At 71.9% G+C, this 16963-nt stretch carries 16 protein-coding genes and 1 pseudogene; 7 read left to right on the top strand and 10 right to left on the bottom strand.

Features of this window, described 5'->3' with window-relative positions; genetic code table 11:
- Positions 1–59 precede the first annotated feature (59 nt).
- Together OG828_RS24525 and OG828_RS24530 are read right to left on the bottom strand one after the other, a co-directional pair.
- A complete protein-coding gene (locus OG828_RS24525; RefSeq protein ID WP_328360713.1) occupies positions 60–263 on the bottom strand; it encodes a DUF397 domain-containing protein in 204 nt (67 codons plus the stop codon).
- Positions 223–1071 carry a helix-turn-helix domain-containing protein gene (locus tag OG828_RS24530; protein WP_328502343.1) on the bottom strand — a complete coding sequence of 283 codons (849 nt, stop codon included), beginning with the start codon at positions 1069–1071 and terminating at the stop codon, positions 223–225. The genes OG828_RS24525 and OG828_RS24530 overlap by 41 nt, the downstream gene beginning before the upstream one ends.
- Positions 1072–1156: 85 nt before the next feature.
- Here OG828_RS24530 and OG828_RS24535 point away from each other — a divergent pair, with 85 nt between their 5' ends.
- Complete coding sequence (locus OG828_RS24535; protein WP_328502344.1) at positions 1157–1450, top strand: hypothetical protein; 294 nt, start codon at positions 1157–1159, stop codon at positions 1448–1450.
- 273 nt (positions 1451–1723) lie between these two features.
- Complete coding sequence (locus OG828_RS24540) at positions 1724–2968, top strand: amidohydrolase (RefSeq protein WP_328502345.1); 1245 nt, start codon at positions 1724–1726, stop codon at positions 2966–2968.
- Here the strand turns inward: OG828_RS24540 and OG828_RS24545 are convergent, their stop codons facing one another.
- From OG828_RS24545 to OG828_RS24565, 5 genes are all read right to left on the bottom strand, one after another.
- The gene (locus OG828_RS24545) at positions 2969–4324 is read right to left on the bottom strand and encodes an extracellular solute-binding protein (protein WP_328502346.1); all 1356 of its coding nucleotides are present in this window, start codon (positions 4322–4324) and stop codon (positions 2969–2971) included.
- Positions 4321–6822, bottom strand: coding sequence for a vWA domain-containing protein (locus OG828_RS24550; RefSeq protein ID WP_328502347.1), 2502 nt, complete (start codon positions 6820–6822; stop codon positions 4321–4323). The genes OG828_RS24545 and OG828_RS24550 overlap by 4 nt, the downstream gene beginning before the upstream one ends.
- A gap of 4 nt (positions 6823–6826) precedes the next feature.
- Positions 6827–7195 carry a hypothetical protein gene (locus OG828_RS24555; RefSeq protein ID WP_328360728.1) on the bottom strand — a complete coding sequence of 123 codons (369 nt, stop codon included), beginning with the start codon at positions 7193–7195 and terminating at the stop codon, positions 6827–6829.
- An 84-nt stretch (positions 7196–7279) separates the two neighbouring features.
- A complete protein-coding gene (locus OG828_RS24560; RefSeq protein WP_328360731.1) occupies positions 7280–8401 on the bottom strand; it encodes a hypothetical protein in 1122 nt (373 codons plus the stop codon).
- An 84-nt stretch (positions 8402–8485) separates the two neighbouring features.
- The gene (locus OG828_RS24565) at positions 8486–9796 is read right to left on the bottom strand and encodes a PP2C family protein-serine/threonine phosphatase (RefSeq protein ID WP_443062430.1); all 1311 of its coding nucleotides are present in this window, start codon (positions 9794–9796) and stop codon (positions 8486–8488) included.
- A gap of 190 nt (positions 9797–9986) precedes the next feature.
- On the opposite strand from OG828_RS24565, the gene OG828_RS24570 reads away from it, so the two are divergent.
- Positions 9987–10433: a hypothetical protein gene (locus OG828_RS24570; protein WP_328502348.1), complete on the top strand. Its 447-nt coding sequence runs from the start codon at positions 9987–9989 to the stop codon at positions 10431–10433.
- Positions 10434–10506: 73 nt separating this feature from the next.
- On the opposite strand, the gene OG828_RS24575 is transcribed toward OG828_RS24570, so the two are convergent.
- A complete protein-coding gene (locus OG828_RS24575) occupies positions 10507–10833 on the bottom strand; it encodes an SH3 domain-containing protein (protein WP_328360737.1) in 327 nt (108 codons plus the stop codon).
- Positions 10834–11030: 197 nt separating this feature from the next.
- On the opposite strand from OG828_RS24575, the pseudogene OG828_RS24580 reads away from it, so the two are divergent.
- Positions 11031–11408: pseudogene (locus tag OG828_RS24580) on the top strand (hypothetical protein); the annotation flags it as partial.
- Here OG828_RS24580 and OG828_RS24585 read toward each other — a convergent pair.
- On the bottom strand, positions 11323–12645 hold the full coding sequence (locus OG828_RS24585) for an aminotransferase-like domain-containing protein (protein WP_328502350.1): 1323 nt from the start codon (positions 12643–12645) through the stop codon (positions 11323–11325). The pseudogene OG828_RS24580 and the gene OG828_RS24585 overlap by 86 nt on opposite strands.
- 77 nt (positions 12646–12722) lie before the next feature.
- Between OG828_RS24585 and OG828_RS24590 the strand changes: the two genes are divergently transcribed.
- Positions 12723–13514, top strand: a complete 792-nt coding sequence (locus OG828_RS24590; protein ID WP_328502351.1) for an alpha/beta fold hydrolase — start codon at positions 12723–12725, stop codon at positions 13512–13514.
- A 13-nt stretch (positions 13515–13527) separates the two neighbouring features.
- On the opposite strand, the gene OG828_RS24595 is transcribed toward OG828_RS24590, so the two are convergent.
- The gene (locus tag OG828_RS24595; protein WP_328360748.1) at positions 13528–13725 is read right to left on the bottom strand and encodes a hypothetical protein; all 198 of its coding nucleotides are present in this window, start codon (positions 13723–13725) and stop codon (positions 13528–13530) included.
- A gap of 151 nt (positions 13726–13876) precedes the next feature.
- On the opposite strand from OG828_RS24595, the gene OG828_RS24600 reads away from it, so the two are divergent.
- Positions 13877–14875: an endonuclease/exonuclease/phosphatase family protein gene (locus tag OG828_RS24600; protein ID WP_328502352.1), complete on the top strand. Its 999-nt coding sequence runs from the start codon at positions 13877–13879 to the stop codon at positions 14873–14875.
- A gap of 28 nt (positions 14876–14903) precedes the next feature.
- Positions 14904–16841, top strand: a complete 1938-nt coding sequence (locus tag OG828_RS24605) for an FUSC family protein (protein WP_328502353.1) — start codon at positions 14904–14906, stop codon at positions 16839–16841.
- Positions 16842–16963: the final 122 nt, after the last annotated feature.

A 16963-nucleotide genomic window follows, 5' to 3' on the forward strand; every position in this document is an offset into this window, starting at 1 on the left:
GGCGTTCGTCCGTACTGCCTGCTGATCGCCCTCGGCAAATACAGGGGCTGAGGCGCGGGCTACGCGCCGACGCGCCCGACGTGCCCCACGAAGGCGGCGTACGCCTCCGGGGAGAGCGTGAGGGTGCCGGCCTCGGGGTTCTTGGAGTCGCGGACGGCGATGCGCGGGGTGAGATCGGCGACCTCGACGCAGTCGCCGCCGCTGCTCCCGCTGTAGCTGGACTTACGCCACGTCGCGCTCCTCAGCTGCTGGCTGGTCTCCATAGCGCTCCTCCATCACGTGGGCGATCAATTCTGCCGAGTCCCGTACCGAGAGCGCGGCAGCTCGCAGTTGATCGTAATGGAGCCAGCCCTCGCTGACACTGTCCGGATTGGCCGTCATGTGGCCCTGGATGAAGTCCTCGGTGTAGACGACGTCCGGATCGTCGTCGAAGCGCAGGAGGTTGAAGGTGCCCGTCAGGCCCGGGTGTTCCCCCGCCGAGAACGGCAGCACCTGGATCTTCAGGCGCCGTTGGTCCCGGAAGCTCAACAGGTGCGCGAGTTGGTTTCGCATCACCTCCCGGCCGCCCATGGGCCGGTACAGCACCGCCTCGTCCAGCACCACCCACACCAGCGGCGGCTTCACCTTCCGCAGGACGCGCTGCCGTTCCATGCGGGCCGCGACCAGTTCGTCCAGGTTCTCCGGTTGAGGTGCGCCCAGCACCGCCCGTGCGTACTCCTCCGTCTGCAGAAGGCCGTACACCACCTGCGACTGATACGTGGAGATGTACGTCGCCTTCGCCTCCATCTCCGCGTACGGCTGAAACCACGTCGGCAGTTGGCTCCGCAGAACCAGCCCCACCAACCGCGAGAAACACCCGTCCGTCAGCAGCGCCGCATCCGCCCGTTCCGCGAACTCCCTTGTCGGCACCTTGTGGGCGGTCTCGATCTGGCCCACCAGGGAGCCGGTGCAGAAGATGCACTCGCCCAGCTCCTGCTGGGACATCCCGGCCGACTCCCGGTACCGGCGGAGTTCGGAGCCGAAGTAGTCCAGCGGCGAGGCGGTGGGGTCGAGTTTGCGGACGTTGGGCATGGGCGGTCACCCCCAGGTCGGAACGCGGCACGGCGTTCAGTTCGGTCTGTAGCCGAGAGTAATCACATGACTCCATGCTGGTGACATGAATCGCGTAACTGCCTCTCACGAGGAAGGACTTGGCGCCCGGCACCTGCGCCGCATCCTCCGCCTGTATCTCGCCGCGTGGGGGATGGACGACCTGTACGACTCGGCGTCCCTCGCGCTCACCGAGTTGATCGCCAATGTCGTACGCCACTGTCCCGGCCGGCGTGCCACGGTGCTGATCCTGCGGCTGCCGCAGGAGCGGGAGTACGCGTCGAGGTCACCGACACGAGTCCTTGCCCGCCGTTGTCCACAGCTGTGGATGCGCTCGCCGAGGGCGGGCGCGGGGTCGTGATCGTCGAGGCCGTCACGGATCGGTGGGGGTGGGTGCCGTTGGCCGAGCGGCCCGGCAAGACCGTGTGGTTCGAGTGCGACGCCAAGGCCGATTGATCACCCTGATCAGAACAGCAACCTCCAGAGCAACATCAACAAGGCCCGGCCCGCCGAGGTCCCCGCGTTCTGACGCACCGACCTCCCCTGAACCGCCGCCGACGGGACACGCCCCCTCGTCCCGCCGGCGGCCTTCCGCATACGCGGGCCCGACAGGTGATCGCCCTACCCTGACGCCATGACGTCTGCTGCCGCACGCACCGCGCTGGACCTCACTGCCGACCTCCCCCTCCCCGCCCTCGAGGACCTCTACCGCGATCTGCACCGGCACCCGGAGCTGGCCTTCCGCGAGCACCGGACGGCGGCCGGGCTCGCCAAGAGCCTCACCGCGGCCGGATTCGACACGGCCGAGGGCATCGGCGGCACCGGCGTCACGGGCCTGCTGCGCAACGGCGACGGCCCGACCGTGCTGCTGCGCGCCGACATGGACGCGCTGCCGGTCGAGGAGCGGACGGGGCTGCCGTACGCGTCGCAGGCGCCCGGGGTGATGCACGCGTGCGGGCATGACATGCACGTGACGTGGCTGACGGGCGCGGCGCAGGCGCTGGCCGCCGGACGGGACGCCTGGTCCGGGACGCTGATCGTGGTCGGCCAGCCCGCCGAGGAGTCCGGGCAGGGAGCGGCCGCGATGGTCGCGGACGGGCTCTACGACCGTGTGCCGCGCCCGGACGTCCTGCTCGGCCAGCATGTGGCGCCGGGTCCCGTGGGCCTGTTCGGGCACCGTGCCGGGCTGATCCTCTCCGCCACGACGGACGTCGACATCGTGGTGCACGGGCGCGGTGGGCACGGTTCGCGTCCGGAGACGACCGTGGACCCGGTGGTGACGGCGGCGTATCTGGTGACCCGGTTGCAGACCGTCGTCAGCCGCGAGGTCGCCCCGCGCGAGTCGGCCGTCCTGACCGTCGGCCGTATCGAGGCGGGCACGGCGGCGAACATCATCCCCGCCACCGCCCGGATCTCCCTCAACCTGCGGACGCAGTCGGCGGCGGTGCGGGACCGCATGGTCGAGGCGATCAGGCGTATCGCGCAGGGCGAGTGCCTGGCCGCCGGCTGTCCGCGCGAGCCGGAGGTGACGCTGGGCGACGCCTTCCCGGCGACGGTGAACGACCTCGCGACCCATGACCGTATCGCCGGGGTGCACCGCGAGGTGTTCGGTTCCGCCGCCGTCTTCGACCCGGGCCCGGCGATGGGCAGCGAGGACTTCGCGCAGCTCGCCGAGGGCGAGGGCGGGCTGCCGTACTGCTTCTGGTTCGTGACCAGCACGCCGGACGAGGTGTGGGACGCGGCGGAGGGCGAGGACCTCATGGCGAGAATCGACGCGGTCCCCAGCAACCACAGCCCGCTCTTCGCGCCCGATCTCGCGGTGGTCGCGCCGGGGGTGCGGACGCTGGTGGCGGGGGCGTTGGCGTACTTGGTGAGCTGATCAGCCGGGCAAGGCCTTCTTCAGGGCCGTATGCAGTTTCTTGGCCAGCTCCTCCTCCGGCGGCGGGTCATCGGTGAACAGGGGGTCCAGCTGGGCGATCACGGTCTGGGTGAAGGCGCCGTACAGGGCGGTGCGCGGGCGTTGGACGGCCTGCTGCAGTGCGGGGAGGAGCGTGGCGCGGGCGTAGGCCGGGCGGCCTTCCTCGCGGGGCATGTCGTCGGGGCGCTCGCCCGTCGTGGACGGCGCGGGCGTGGCCGCCGCCGTGCAGTCGACCGTGTCGTCGGTGTACGCCGACTCCCGGGTCGCCGCGAACCCCGCGTCCAGCAGGCAGCGTTCGCTCTCCTCGCCGGTGAGGAACTCGATCAGCTCCATGGCCTTCCCCGCGCGCGGCGAGGCCTGCGTCACCGCCAGGTTCTGCCCGCCGAGGACCGCCTTGCCGGGCAGCGGGACCACGCCGAGCTGATTCTCGTCGAGGGTCTGGTGCAGGGTGCCGTAGGCGTACGGCCAGTGCCGCAGGAACGTGGTGCGGCCCGCGGCGAAGTCCGCCATCGACGCGGCCTCGTTCGAGTCGTAGGCGTCCCGGAGGATGTACGGCGTCCGGGTGCGCTCGCGCAGTTCCCGGATTCCCCTCTCCAACGTCTCGGCGTCGCCGGTGTACTCGCCCCGCTCGTCGGTCAGCTCCAGGTCCGGCACCGCCGACGCGAACGCCTCGACGGCGCCCACGGTGCGGCCCTCGTAGGGGCCGAGCTGCGTGGTCCAGCCCTTCTCGTAGCCCTCGGGCTCGTTGCCGCCGAGGGAGTCGATCACCCCGAGCAGCTTCTTCCAGGTGAGGTCGCCCGTCAGCTCGGTCTGCTCCAGGCCTGCGGCCTTCAGGTGGTCGCGCCGGTAGTAGAGCAACCCGACGTCGCTGTTGAACGGCGCCGCGTACACCTTGCCGTCCCAGCGGGCGGTGTCGGCGACGGAGTCGATGACGTCGTCGTCGAGCAGGTCGTCGGGCAACTTTCGTACGAGACCGGACTCGGCGAACTCCGGTACCCAGGTGACGTCCAGGTTGACCACGTCGTAGGTGGCGCTGCCCGACTGGAGGGCGCCGAGGAGCTGGCTGCGCTGTTCGTCGGCGCTGCCGGTGAGTTCGACCAGGGTGGCCTTGAACCCGGTGCCCGCCTTGGCCTGCCGGTCGTTCCAGGCGTCGATGAGCTGCTGGCGGATGCCGCTCTTGCCGGTGACGTCCAGGCCGCTGGCGATGACGATGTCGCCGACCACGTCGTCGGAGGGCGCGGCGGACGTGCCGTCCCCGCCGCCGGTGCAGGCGGCCACCAGCAGCAGGGCGAGCAGGGCCGCCGTCCGTCGGATCACTGGTCCTCCCCGAGTCCCGTCCGTTCGACCTCGGCGGACAGGCCCTTGCCGATGTCGTCGTCGGCGTCCAGGCAGCGGCCGCCGCTCGCCGCGGCGATCCGGGCGTCCGGCTTGCCCGCTCCGCAGGCTCCGCCGCGCAGCGACACCATCGCCACCGGCACGCCCGCCGACTCCGCCCGGGTCAGCACCTCGTCGAGTTTTCCGCCGGTCATCCGGTCGTGGTCCCCGCTGTCGGTGATGTAGACGATCAGCTGGGGGCGGTCGTCGGCGCCCTGGTCCGCCATGTCGTCGAGTGCGCCGAGCAGCGCGGCGTGCGGATCGGAGTCGGCGCCGGACCGGACCGCGGCCTGGTCGATCCTGTGTACGGCGTCCTCGCGGTCGTGGGTGGTGAGGGGGAGCAGGGTCTCGTACCGGTCGCCTTCGGGGGTGTCCGCCACCGTCCGCACGCCGTACTCGTCCTGGCCGCCGAGCCCGCCGAGGGACTGCTTCAGCAGACCGGGGCCGCCGCTGGGCCCGTCCCACAGGGAGGCCATCGAGCCGGAGCTGTCGAGCAGGAAGAGGACCCGGCCGGGACCGTGGGCGGCGCGGTAGGCCTGCAACGCCGTCTCCGTCTCGTTCCGTCCGGCGGCCTCCGTCAGCGGACTGGGATCGGGCAGCACCCCGGGTGCGGGCCCGCTCCCGTCCAGCAGGAGACGGTCGCCGGTGGGCTCGCGGAAACCGGCGCGCGCGAACGCGTCCCGCCCCTGCCCGTCGGTGAGCCAGGAGCGGAAGTCCGCCACGGCCGCGTCCCGCGCGGCCCGGTCCAGGTCGCCGTCCTGCCAGCGCACCCGCACGAACGTGGGCTCAAGCCCGGGCACGTTCCTCGGATACTCGGCGGTCCGCGCGCTGCGCCGCTGGCTGTCGCAGCCGACCCCGGACTTCAGCAGGAATTCGGGGACGAGGACGGCCGTGCGGTCGTCCACCGCGTCGTCGCGGGGCAGTTCGCACAGCAACTGCGCGGCCGTGTCGGACGGCGGCCCCGGCTGGTCGAGCTGTTTCTCCACGTCGAGCGCACGGTCGGCCCCGTCGTACAGGCCGATCGTGGCGAACAGCGCCGAGTCGGCGAACTCCGGGTCGCTGCGGCGCACTTCGGCCTGGTCCGCGCGGCCACGCAGATCGGCGATCAGCTCGCTGAGCTTGCGGCCGGTGCGCTGGTCGGCGACGGGAAGGGTGGTCGGTACGGCGAGGACGACCGGGGAGTACGCGAGGGGCTGCCGCTCCACCTCCAGCCAGGCCTTGGGATTGGTGTCCCGCTCGTGTTCGGCCCGTTGGGCGGCGGCGGGCGAACCCGGGATCCAGATGTCGGCCTGCGGCCCGATGTCCCGCTGCGGGTTGGTCTCCTCCGCCCGGGGTTCCTGCCAGGGCTCGGACTCCTCGCGCAGCGCGGTCACCACGTCGGCGGAACGGGCGCTGTACACGGTGATCCCACTGACCCGGCATCCGTCCCCGTCCGTGTTCTCCTCCGACGTCAGATAGGTGTTCGCCGCCGAGGTGACCATCGGCTTCAGGTCGGGGTCGGTCAGGACGCGCAGTTCGAGGGGCGGCGCGCAGGCGGGGGAGGAGCCGACGAGGGCCACCAGGCCGTAGGTGCCGAAGGCGAAGGCGGTGAGGGTGAGGACGAGGGTGCCGAGGGCGGCGCGGTGGCGCAGGTGGCGCAGGTGCTTCAGGAGGCGCGAAGGTCTGGACGACAGGGGGGCCGGTTCGGTCCGCGGCGGCGGCACGGCACCGCTCTCCGTCCGCGCGGACAGCAGTACGTCCTCCCCGGGCTCGGCCCGGCTCTGCGGCACCCATGGCTCACCGCGCATCGTCTTCTGCCCGGCCATCACCTCACGCATCCGGCCGGAGAGCCAGCGGAACGACCATTCGCCCGGTTCCTCGAGGAGTTGGACGAGCTTGGCCGTGAACGGCGTCGGTGTGGCGGGGTCGCCCGCGTCGATGCGGTGGTTGGCCTGCACGCTCATCAGCAGCAGCACCCGCCGCTTGTCGCGGTACTCGTGCTCCCGCTCCCAGGCGACGCCCGCGTTGCCGGCGTAGCAGCAGTCGAGGACGACCACGATCCGCTCGGCCGGGCTGCTGAGCAGCACGGTCTGCACGTCGTCGTACTTCACCGCGCCGTGGAAGACGGTGTGTCCGCCCCTGATCACGCGCGCGTTGCGCATCTGCAGGAACAGCGGGACGCCGGAGCTGGGCGTCGCGCCGTGCCCGGCGAAGTACAGCAGGAGCAGCCCGTCGGTCTCCGCGGCGGCGGAGTGCAGCGCCTCGTTGAACTCGTCCTGCGAGGGCGACCGGCAGACGGTGATCGAGTCCTCGTCGAACACACCGCCCCGCAGCAGCGCCCGTCTGAGCATCGTCAGATTGTGGTCGACGGCTGGAAGGTCCCCGGGCACCCCGGTCGGCGGCTTCTTGTCCTCGTACGTGGACACTCCGACCAGCAGCGCCCGGTTCTTGCTGGGGCTCACCGGACTACCCGTCGCCGTCCAACGGGTCGACGGTTCCTGCGGGCGGCTCGCCGTCCTCCACCTGGCGGCGGTTGGCACGCCAGGCGTCGACGGACCGTCCGACCTGGTTGAGCAGCTGAAGGAATACGGCGCCCCCGGCGGCCCCGATCAGCTGGATGACGATCTCCATGCCGACGCCCATCGGGGCACCGGTCTCGTCCGTGCGGGCCCGTTCGTGGATCCGCAGCTCGCCTTTGCGCACCATCTCGTCGAGCGGCTGTTCCCGCTCGAGCCAGTTCCGCAGCGCGTCGATGTCGCCCTCGCCCGCGGTCTCGTCCAGCCGGACGCGGATCGCTCGCTCGTCCCGGTCGGCCACTCCATCCCCCTCAGCCATAACTCACCATCATGGCAGGGAGGTTGCGGGCACTGAAGGGTTCGTCACCGGGGCACTGAAGTGCGTTTGCGGCACAAGCGGAACTCAGTGCGCTGTTTGCGCGGACCGACTCTGTGTCTGGAGCTGGTTCAGATGCCGCTGGATGTGATCCAGCGCGCCCTCCCGACGCCCCGGCACCCGCGCCCTCAACTCGGCCAGGGTGGGCGCCAGTTCGCGGGCCCGCGCCGGGTCAGCGATCCGGCCCCACTGGTGGTGCGCCCGGTCGACGGCGGCCTCGACGGCCGGGTCGGACGGCGCCTGCCCGGCCGCCAGCCGCGCGGACGCGACGCCCAGCCAGGTACCGCAGCTGCGGACGGGGTCCCCGGCGAACATGGCCAGATCCGCGCGGACTTCGGCCCAGTGCAGGGCCTGTTCGGAACCGGGACCGTACGCCCGCACCGCGGTCTGCTCCTGATGTGCGGCCAGCGCGTCGGCGTCGTCGTGCCGCTCCGCCTGCACGGCGGCGCTGATCGCGGAGTGCGGATCGGCGACCTGAGGCGGATGCTGCGGGCGCGGCACGTGAACGGGCATCGGCACCGCCGACGGCGTCAGCACCAGGTCACCGTACGACCCCTCGTTGGCGATCCGGCTCAGCGCCAGCTGATGCAACTGCTCCAGCGGCGGCCGGTGCCCGCTGCGCAGGATCGTCGCCACGGCCTTCATGTACGACGGCACCGCCACGGTCCGCCGGGGAGGCGGCGGCGCGATACGGCCGTAGACGGCGCTGTTGCCGCCCGAGTCGAAGGGCCGGGTGCGCAGATGGTCCCAAGTCTCCGCGTCGGCGTGCAGATCGAGGAGGAGGCTCGTGGTCCCCGCCGCCCGCAGCCGCAGCTCCTCCCGCACCCAGTGCCACGGGAACGCCGTGTACCGCACCGTCGACGGCGTCGTCCGGGCCAGCGCCAGGTGCGGCAGGAACTGCCGGCGGTCGATCTGCAGCTGGCCGGTGATGAAGACGGTGAGCGGGCCGGGGGCGCCCGCGGCGGCGCGCAGCCGGGTGAGGACGGCCTGCGGCTCGAGGGGGTCGGCGAGTTCGACGACGTTCGCGGTGTCCGTGCCGGACAGGACGGCGGGCGGGACGGCCGCGAGGACGGGAAGCACGGACGCGGCGTCCACCAATCGCCCCTTGCCGAGCGGCGAGGCCGCCAGCAGCAGCACGGTTCCGGGCATCGTCCCTCCCAATCCCCCGTCGATCACTTACGGCAGCACCGTAACCGCTGCGCCTGCAAAGGTGGGTGTCAGGACCGCAAACCGTCAACCGTCCCGCGCCTCCACGGGCCTGAGCCGCCGTACGGCGAACACCGTCGTGTCGTCGGCCAGCCGTCCCCCGCAGTGCCGCAGCACACCCTCCCGTACGAAGGCGACGAGGCGGCGGGGTTCGACGGTGCGCGGGTCGGCGGCGACGGCGCGGGCGACCTCCGTGGCGAGCGGGTAGAAGACGCCGTCGGTGTCCCGGGCCTCGGTGACGCCGTCCGTGGTCATCAGCAGCGTCTCGCCGGGCGCGAGGGTCACCTGCTGGACGGGCGGCGGGTCCTGGGCGGGGGCGAGGGTGCTCAGGCCGAGGGGGAGGGTGTCGCCGCCGGACGGCAGGGACCGTACGCCGTCGGTGCCGACGAGGAGCGGCGGCTCGTGAGCAAAAACAACGACCTCGACAACGCCGGGCTCCGAAACGCGCCCCAAAGGGGCGCGGGGCTGTGACATATGCGGCTCCGCCGCGTGGGCGCGACCAGCCACGACGGACCCGCGGCCGAACCGCCCGGCGCTCCCCTCGGGGAACCCCACAAGCACCGCCGTGGCGAAGCGGTCCCCGTCGTCGCGGCCGAGCGCCGTGACATGCCCGCCGTGCCGCAGCATCCGCACCTCGAGGCGGTCGGCGACCGTCGCCAGATCCGGTTCGTGGTAGCCGGCCTCGCGGAACGTGCCCAGCAGCGCGGCCGCCGCCTCGACCGCGCCCAGGCCCTTGCCCTGCACATCGCCGATCAGGACGCGCGTGCCGTGCGGGCCGGGCTGGATGTCGTAGAAGTCGCCGCCGACGCGGGCCTCGACATCGGCGGTCAGATACACCGCCGCGTGCTCCAGGCCGCCCCAGCCGGGCGGCAGCGGACGCAGCACCGTACGGCGGATGGTCTCGGTGACGTCCCGCATGTGCAGCATGCGGCGCTCGCCGCGCACCCTGACCGCACAGGCCAGCACGGCCAGCACACTGCCGACGGCGACGAGGAAGAAGTCGGCAGGTCCGGCCTGGTACTCGTTCGGCCAGGCGCCGTCCGCGATGGGATAGGCGACGGTCGCGAGCACCGCGTAGGCGGCCGTGCCCCACACCCCGCAGATCGCGGCGGCGATACTCGGCACCAGCACGATCCAGGTGATGATCCGGAAGTCCCGGGTGGTGTTCCAGTCGACGATCAGGATGCCGACGAGCACCAGCAGCGGCGGCACCCAGGCGACGCTCCGGTCCCGGACCCGCAGCATCTGGTGGTGTTGCAGCACATCCCGGGGCACGGCGTCGGGCAGTCGTACGAGCGGGCGCCGACCGCCCACCGGCCTCAGTCCGCGCCCGCTCATGACGCCCAGCGAAGCACGGCCGCACGCGGACCGCATCCGGACCGGGGCCGTCCGGGTTCCTCACCGAGCCGACCCGGGTGTCCCACCGAGCCGATCGGGTCTCCCACCGACTTGCCAGAGACCCCGCCCAGGTGTGCTCTGGATGACAAGAGCGACAGGAGAACAGGGGCGACAGGAAAGGAGTCCTCCCATGGCTCATGCGGCACCCAGCCCCAGGGGACGACCGGCCACGCGGCTCCCCACACCCGACGTCTTCAGCGAGCGCACCCACAGGATCGCGAGGTATGCGATTCCCGTGGTCCTCGGGCTCGTCTACGGCTACTGGGCCGCGGCCAACCGGCGCTCCGGCGGCGAGATCACCGGCTGGAACATCCTGTTCGGCTTCGCCACCGCGCTCGCGTTCATCGTGCTCTGCATCGCTGTGGCGATCCTGGCCCCGCGACTGAAGCGGGAACTGCACTCACTGACGAAGTCCGCCTTCGCCGGCGGGGCATTCGGGTTCCTCTACAGCCAGACGGGGGCGAGCGTGCTGCGCTCGACGGTGATGAGCCTGCTCATCACGGCCGCCATCTTCACGGTGTTCTTCTACCGCTACTACACACACGAGGACGCCGAGGGAAACCCCCTCCCCCGCTGACCCGAACTGCGCACGCGTGGGCCCCGGCACAGCCTGCCGGAGCCCACGCGCTCCCCTGTTTCCCTTCCCCCGGTCACCAGTTGGTGTGGACGAAGGCGGCGCTCGCCCATGCCTGGACGCCGACGAGCCGGTACCAGTACGGGTTTCCGTTGACACTCTGTCCGACGACCCGGCAGTCGATACGGACCTGACTGCCCGGTGCCAGCCGTGCGACGACGTGCGAGTGGACGGTCGGCGACTGCCTCACGTCAAGCTTCGTCGCGGAGACGACAGTGCCCCAGATCGGACCGGAGGATCCTCCGCTGCCGGCGTGTGCCGTGCCGCCCACCGTCGAGACGGCGAGACTTCCGCCGGTCAGCAGGGCCACGGCCAGGGTCCGCAGGGCCGGAGTGGTGCGCATGATCGGCCTCCTTCTCCCCAGAACCATGAGACACCCGATCGGGTGAACCCTCCACCGGAGAGCGCCCTCGTATGCAGCCACCGAGGTGGCGCACCGGGCCAGGAGGCCGTTGCCTAAAGATGTGCGCCCGCGGCAGCGCGCCCCAAAGGGGCGCGGGGAACTGCGCGACCAGCCACCACGAACCCGCAGACGAGGTGTTCCACGTGCTCCAAGTCGCAGCCTTCTGGCTCCCCCTGGCGGCCACCGTGTCCGCCATCACCGGCATCGCAGTCGCCGCCTACCGCCGCCGCGCACTCACCGCCACCGCCCTCGGCACCGCACTCGGCGGCGCGCTCCTCGCCCTGACCGTCGAGATCGGCCGCCGCCTAACCCTCGCCGGCCTGCCCAAGGACGCCCACCACCCAGCCACGAGCACCGTCTACGACGCCCTCACCACCACCCTGCGCACGGTCTCCTGGCTCCTGGTCGCCCTGGGCCTCACCGTGGCCCTCACATGCCACCTCGTACGACGTCGGCGAGCGTCCGCAACGCCCGCTCCAGATCCGGCTCAGGAACGGACGCGAGCCCGAGCCTGACCGCGTCCGGCGTCCGCGCCGGGTCCACGGCGAACGCGGGCCCGGGTGTCACCGCGATCCCGTGCTCGGCCGCCGCGGCCGTGAACGTGTCCGCACGCCAGGGCGCGGGCAACTCCCACCAGGCGTAATAGGCGCGAGGATCGGACCGTATGCCGAACCCGTCGAGGTGCCGGGCGACGAGCCGCTGCCGACGCGCGGCATCCTCCCGCTTCCCCTCGACCAGCCGCGCCACCGTCCCGTCCCCGCACCACCGCACGGCCGCCTCCAGCGCGAACCGCCCCGCACTCCACCCCCCGGACCGGATCGCGGCGGCCACAGCCTCCACCCGATCCCGCGGTACGACGAGAAAACCCACGGTGAGCCCGGGCGCGACGCGCTTGGACAGCCCGTCGACGACGTGGGTCAGCTCGGGGGCGTGCACGGCGAACGGCTCGGCATCACTGAGGAAGGACCAGATGCGGTCCTCCACGACAGGAATCCCCAAGTCACCCACGACACCCGCGAGTTCGCGCCTCCGCGCCTCATCCACCGTCACCGACGTCGGATTGTGCAGCGTCGGCTGCAGATAGAGCGCGGACAGGCGGGCCGTGCGATGGGCGGCGGCGATCGACTGGGGGAGCGGGCCGCGTTCGTCGGCGGCGAGCGGCACCAAGGTGACGCCGAGCCGCCCCGCGATCTCCTTGACCAGCGGATACGTCAACGGCTCGACACCGACCCGACCACCGGGCCGGACCAGGGAGGCAAGAGCGGCGGCGATGGCCTGACGGGCGTTGCCCGTGAAGAGCAGTTGGGCAGGGGCAGGCCGCCAACCCGGGGTGGCGAGCAGGCCGACCGCCGCCTCCCGTGCCGGAGCCGTACCGGTGGCCGCCGCCGGACGCAGGGCCTCCGTCAGAACATCGGGGCGCAGGAGCGGGGCGAGAGCGGGGGCGAGCAGCTCCGACTGGCCCTGCGCGGAGGGGTAGTTGAGCTCCAGATTCACGGGCGCGGCAGTCGCCGCTTCCACGAGCTGACGGCCGTACGACATGACAGGCGTCGCCCGGACGAACGTACCCCGGCCGACCTCCCCCACGACCAGGCCCCGGCGTACGAGTTCGCCGTACACCCGCCCGGCCGTGGACCCGGCGATCCCGCGGCGGCGCGCGAACAGGCGCTGCGGAGGCAGCCGTTCGCCGGGGCCGAGCCGGCCGGCGGTGATGTCGTCGGCGATGCGGTCGGCGAGACGCCGGTAGTCGTCCACTCAACTCCCTCCCAGGATTGCACCGAGGACAAAGATCTTATTGCACCGAGGAGTTGACCGGATCTAGGGTCATCCACATGGCACCCTTCCTCACATACGAGGACAAAGGAGCGGATACCTCCCTGCTCCCCCTCGTCCTCATCCACGGCCACCCCTTCGACCGCACGATGTGGACCCCGCAGACCGAGGCGTTCTCCGCCTCCCGCCGGGTCATCGCCCCCGACCTGCGCGGTTACGGCGCCTCCCCGGTGGTCCCCGGCGTCACCCCCCTCTCCGACTTCGCCCGCGACATCGAGGCGCTGCTGGACGAGCTGAAGGTGCGGGAGTTCGTCCTGGCCGGCCTCTCGATGGGCGGCCAGATCGCGATGGAGTGCTACCGCCTCTTCGGCGAGCGCATCCGGGGCCTGGTCCTCGCGGACACCTTCCCGGCGGCGGAGACGGCGGAGGGCAAGGTGATCCGCAACGAGATGGCGGACCGGCTGCTGGCCGAAGGCATGCGCGGATACGCCGACGAGGTGCTGGAGAAGATGGTCGCGCCGTACGCCTCACCGCAGGTCAAGGCCCACGTCCACCGCATGATGACGGCGACGCCCCCGGAAGGCGCGGCGGCAGCCCTGCGCGGCCGCGCCGAACGCCCCGACTACCGCACCCTGCTGACCCACGTCACCGTCCCGACGCTGGTCGTCGTCGGCGCCGACGACACATACACACCGGTCACGGACGCGGAGGCGATGCACGCGGCACTGCCCGACTCGACGCTCAGGGTCGTCGAGGGGGCGGCCCACATGCCGAACCTGGAACGCCCGGCTGAATTCAACGAGGTGCTGGGGCAGTTCCTGGTGTCGGTGGACGACTGCGCGACCTCCTGACGCCTCCCGGGTGTCAGTAGGTCCTCGCCACGTTCAGCAGGGCGATGAGCAGCGCGCAGGTGACCGCCACCCCCTGGACGCCCTTCGCCCAGCCGGGCGCCGGCTCACCCCTTTTGATCGCCGAGCGTATGGCCGGAAAGGCGACCACCAGCCCGACCAGGGCGAAAGGCGCAAGCAGCAGGGTCAACCAGTCGACCTGTACGGGTGTCATCTCGGATCTCCCTCTCCCACTCGATGACCGGCGCCACATCATGCGCGCGCGCCCTCGGGACCCCTCCCACTCGGTGCAACCTCCCCCGCACCGCTCCCGTCTTTTGTGAGGGAGGATTCGGCCACCCCACCCGCGAACGAAAGGCCGGGAATTGGACACCGAGGTTGCCGAGTGGACCGCTTCCGGTGACGGGCGCGAGCGACGGACCTCGCGGCGTCCCGGCGTCGGGTTCGCCGTGCTGCTGTTCGCCGGAGTCAGTGTCGTCGTGGGCTGCCGGCTCGCCGACACCGACGCCATCACGCCCGTCCCGCAGGTCCTCGCCTTCCTGCCCTGGCTGCTCGTGCCCACGGGTCTCGGGCTGCTGCTCACCGTGCTCGCGCGGTGGTGGGTCGGGGCGGTGTGGGGCGTCGTCCTGCTGGGTCTGCTGGCGTGGTTCATCGAGCCGTACGGCAAGAGCGCCCAGCCGACCGGACCCGTCCTCGCCTCGTTCCGTGTGCTCACCTCGAACGTCGAGTTCGGGCAGGCCACCGACGCCCTCGTCGAGACCGTACGACGCGACAAGCCGGACATCGTGTTCGTGGAGGAGTGCGACGTCGCCTGCGACACGGTGCTCAAGCGCGACCTGGCCGCCGACTATCCGCACCGTGAGGCCGTGATCGCCGGTGGCTCCGAGGGGTCGGTCATCCTCAGCCGCTTCCCGCTCCAGGGCACGGACGGCATCCCCGGCACGCTGGCGATGCCCGGCGCCGTCGCCGACGTGCGCGGGCACGACGTACGGCTCCAGCTCGCGCACCCCATGCCGCCGTTGCCCGGGCAGACGGACGTATGGCGCCGGGAGCTGGGCGCCCTGCGCGACTACGTGAGCGCCGACGAGCAGACCCCCACCATCCTGGCCGGTGACTTCAACGCCTCCCAGGACCACGCCGCCTTCCGCCGCATCCTGGACGCCGGTCTGCGCGACGCGGCCCGGCTCACCGGCGACGACCGCACGCCGAGCTGGCCGACCCGGACGACACCGACGTTCGGCACCCAGATCGACCATGTGCTGCTGTCCCCGGACTTCTCCGCGCGCACGGCCCGCTTCCTGGACCTCGCCGACACCGACCACCGGTCGCTGCTGGTCGACGTCACGCTCCACCAGCGGGGATGAGGTTGTCAGGGGCGAACATAATGGGGCCATGTCCCGAGAGTTCCCCATCGGCCTGACGCCCCCCGACTGGCTGGTCCGGAACCTCCGGTCCGTACCGGCGCCCGTCAACCGGTCCGCCGTCGCCCGCGCCGCCCTCGCCATGGCCCTGCCCCTCGCCATCGGCCTCGCCGTCGACCGGCCCGCCTACGGCGCCCTCGCCTCCATGGGCGCGCTGTCGGGAGTCATCGGCGACACCGCCGACGCCTACCGGATGCGGATCCTCAACATCGCCGTCCCGCAGCTCTTCGGCGCCGTCGGTATCACCCTCGGCTCGCTGGTCTTCGGCCACGGCTGGCTCGCGGTCGCCGCCGTCACCGGCGTCGCGCTCGTCTCCGGGATGATCTCGACGATCGGCGCGGTCGCCTCCGTATCGGGACTGCTGCTGCTCCTCAACTCCGTGGTGGGGGCGGGCCTGCCGATGCCGGGCGAGTGGTGGCTCGCGCCGGCGCTGATGTCCGGTGGCGGGCTCCTCGTGCTGCTGCTCGCGCTGCTGGCCTGGCCGCTGCGGGGCGGGGTGCCGGAGCGGACGGCGGTCGCGGACACCTACCGGACGGTGGCCGAACTGCTGGCGGCGACCGGTGATCCCGACGCGTACGACACCGCCCGCCACTCCGTCACGCAGTCGCTGAACCAGTCGTACGACCTCGTCCTCGCCCGGCGCACCCGCCACCACGGCCGCAGCCCCGAACTCACCCGGCTGCTCGCCCAGTTGAACGCCATCACGCCCGTCGTGGAGGCCGCCCCCGCGGCCCACCTGACCGGAGAGCCGCTCCCGCCCGAGATTCCGTCAGCGGTCCGGCACGTCGCGGAGGCCATCGACACCGGTTACACCGGCCCGATAGGGCTCGACCTGCCGGCGGCCGTGAGCGAGACGAACCGCGCCATGGACCACGCCGTGCGCCACGCGGCCTCCGTCGTCGCCGCCCCGGACATCGACCCCCACGGCATCGACGACCGCCTCGGCCGCCCGGCCGCCCTCCGCATCCGCGCCGCCCAGGCCGGACGGAACGTGATCCTGTCCGCCACCTCCTGGCGCTACGGCCTGCGCCTGGCCCTGTGCATCGGCCTGGCCCAGGTCCTCGTGTCGATCATCACGGTCCCGCGCTCCTACTGGGTGGCACTGACCATCACCTTCGTCCTCAAGCCCGACTTCGGATCGGTCTTCTCACGCGCGCTGCTGCGGGCCCTCGGCACGGTCGCCGGACTCGTCGTCGCGGCGGCGGTGCTCTCCCAGGTGCCGCGAGGCTGGTGGGACGTACCGGTGATGCTGCTGCTCGCCCCGCTGATCCCCGCCCTCACCCCGCGCGGCTACGGCTATCAGACCGCCGCCATCACCCCGGTGATCCTCCTCCTCTCCGACGTCCTCAACCGCCAGGGAACGGGCCTGCTGCTGCCCCGCCTCGTCGACTCCCTCATGGGCTGCGCGATCGCGCTGGTCGCGGGCTACCTGCTCTGGCCGGAGAGCTGGCACGTACGCGTGGGCGACCGCCTCGCGGACGCGGTGTCGGACACGGCGGCGTATGTGGAGGCGGCCTTCGGGAAGGGCGAGGACCCCGCCGCCCGCGCCCGCATGCGCCGCCGCCTCTACCGCGACCTCTCCGTCATCCGCACGGAGTTCCAGCGCGCGCTGACCGAACCCCCACCCACCGGCCGCCGCGCCGCCGCCTGGTGGCCCCTGGTCGTCGCCGTGGAACGAATCGTCGACGTGACGACGGCGGCACGGGTGCGGGTGAAGCACGGCGCGAACCCTCCCTCGGCCGCGGAGGTCGCTCAAGTGACCTTGCAACTCCAGGAGTTGGCCGAAGGCCTGCGAGAGGCCGACGTCCTGTACGAGGTCCGCACCGACCTGACCGGCCCGTCGGAAAGCGTCCTGGAACCACTCCGCCAGGAGGTGGCGGCAGCCAGAGCGATCGCGTCCCCGCACTGACCGCGACGGCGGCCTGGTCAACTCCACGCAGGCGGTGAATCGTTACGTCGTTCTCGTGCGAGTGACGCAGGGCGAGTTCGGGAGGGCGTACAGGTAATGATCAATCCTGTTCAACCGCCCTC

The organism is Streptomyces sp. NBC_00457 (genome assembly GCF_036014015.1).
Taxonomy (GTDB): Bacteria; Actinomycetota; Actinomycetes; order Streptomycetales; family Streptomycetaceae; genus Streptomyces.

Excerpts from the sequence above, each read along its gene's own strand:
- OG828_RS24525 (WP_328360713.1), bottom strand. The coding sequence starts at position 263 with ATGGAGACCAGCCAGCAGCTGAGGAGCGCGACGTGGCGTAAGTCCAGC.
- OG828_RS24530 (WP_328502343.1), bottom strand. The coding sequence starts at position 1,071 with ATGCCCAACGTCCGCAAACTCGACCCCACCGCCTCGCCGCTGGACTAC.
- OG828_RS24535 (WP_328502344.1), top strand. The coding sequence starts at position 1,157 with ATGAATCGCGTAACTGCCTCTCACGAGGAAGGACTTGGCGCCCGGCAC.
- OG828_RS24540 (WP_328502345.1), top strand. The coding sequence starts at position 1,724 with ATGACGTCTGCTGCCGCACGCACCGCGCTGGACCTCACTGCCGACCTC.
- OG828_RS24555 (WP_328360728.1), bottom strand. The coding sequence starts at position 7,195 with ATGGCTGAGGGGGATGGAGTGGCCGACCGGGACGAGCGAGCGATCCGC.
- OG828_RS24560 (WP_328360731.1), bottom strand. The coding sequence starts at position 8,401 with ATGCCCGGAACCGTGCTGCTGCTGGCGGCCTCGCCGCTCGGCAAGGGG.
- OG828_RS24565 (WP_443062430.1), bottom strand. The coding sequence starts at position 9,796 with ATGAGCGGGCGCGGACTGAGGCCGGTGGGCGGTCGGCGCCCGCTCGTA.
- OG828_RS24570 (WP_328502348.1), top strand. The coding sequence starts at position 9,987 with ATGGCTCATGCGGCACCCAGCCCCAGGGGACGACCGGCCACGCGGCTC.
- OG828_RS24575 (WP_328360737.1), bottom strand. The coding sequence starts at position 10,833 with ATGCGCACCACTCCGGCCCTGCGGACCCTGGCCGTGGCCCTGCTGACC.
- OG828_RS24590 (WP_328502351.1), top strand. The coding sequence starts at position 12,723 with ATGGCACCCTTCCTCACATACGAGGACAAAGGAGCGGATACCTCCCTG.
- OG828_RS24595 (WP_328360748.1), bottom strand. The coding sequence starts at position 13,725 with ATGACACCCGTACAGGTCGACTGGTTGACCCTGCTGCTTGCGCCTTTC.
- OG828_RS24605 (WP_328502353.1), top strand. The coding sequence starts at position 14,904 with ATGTCCCGAGAGTTCCCCATCGGCCTGACGCCCCCCGACTGGCTGGTC.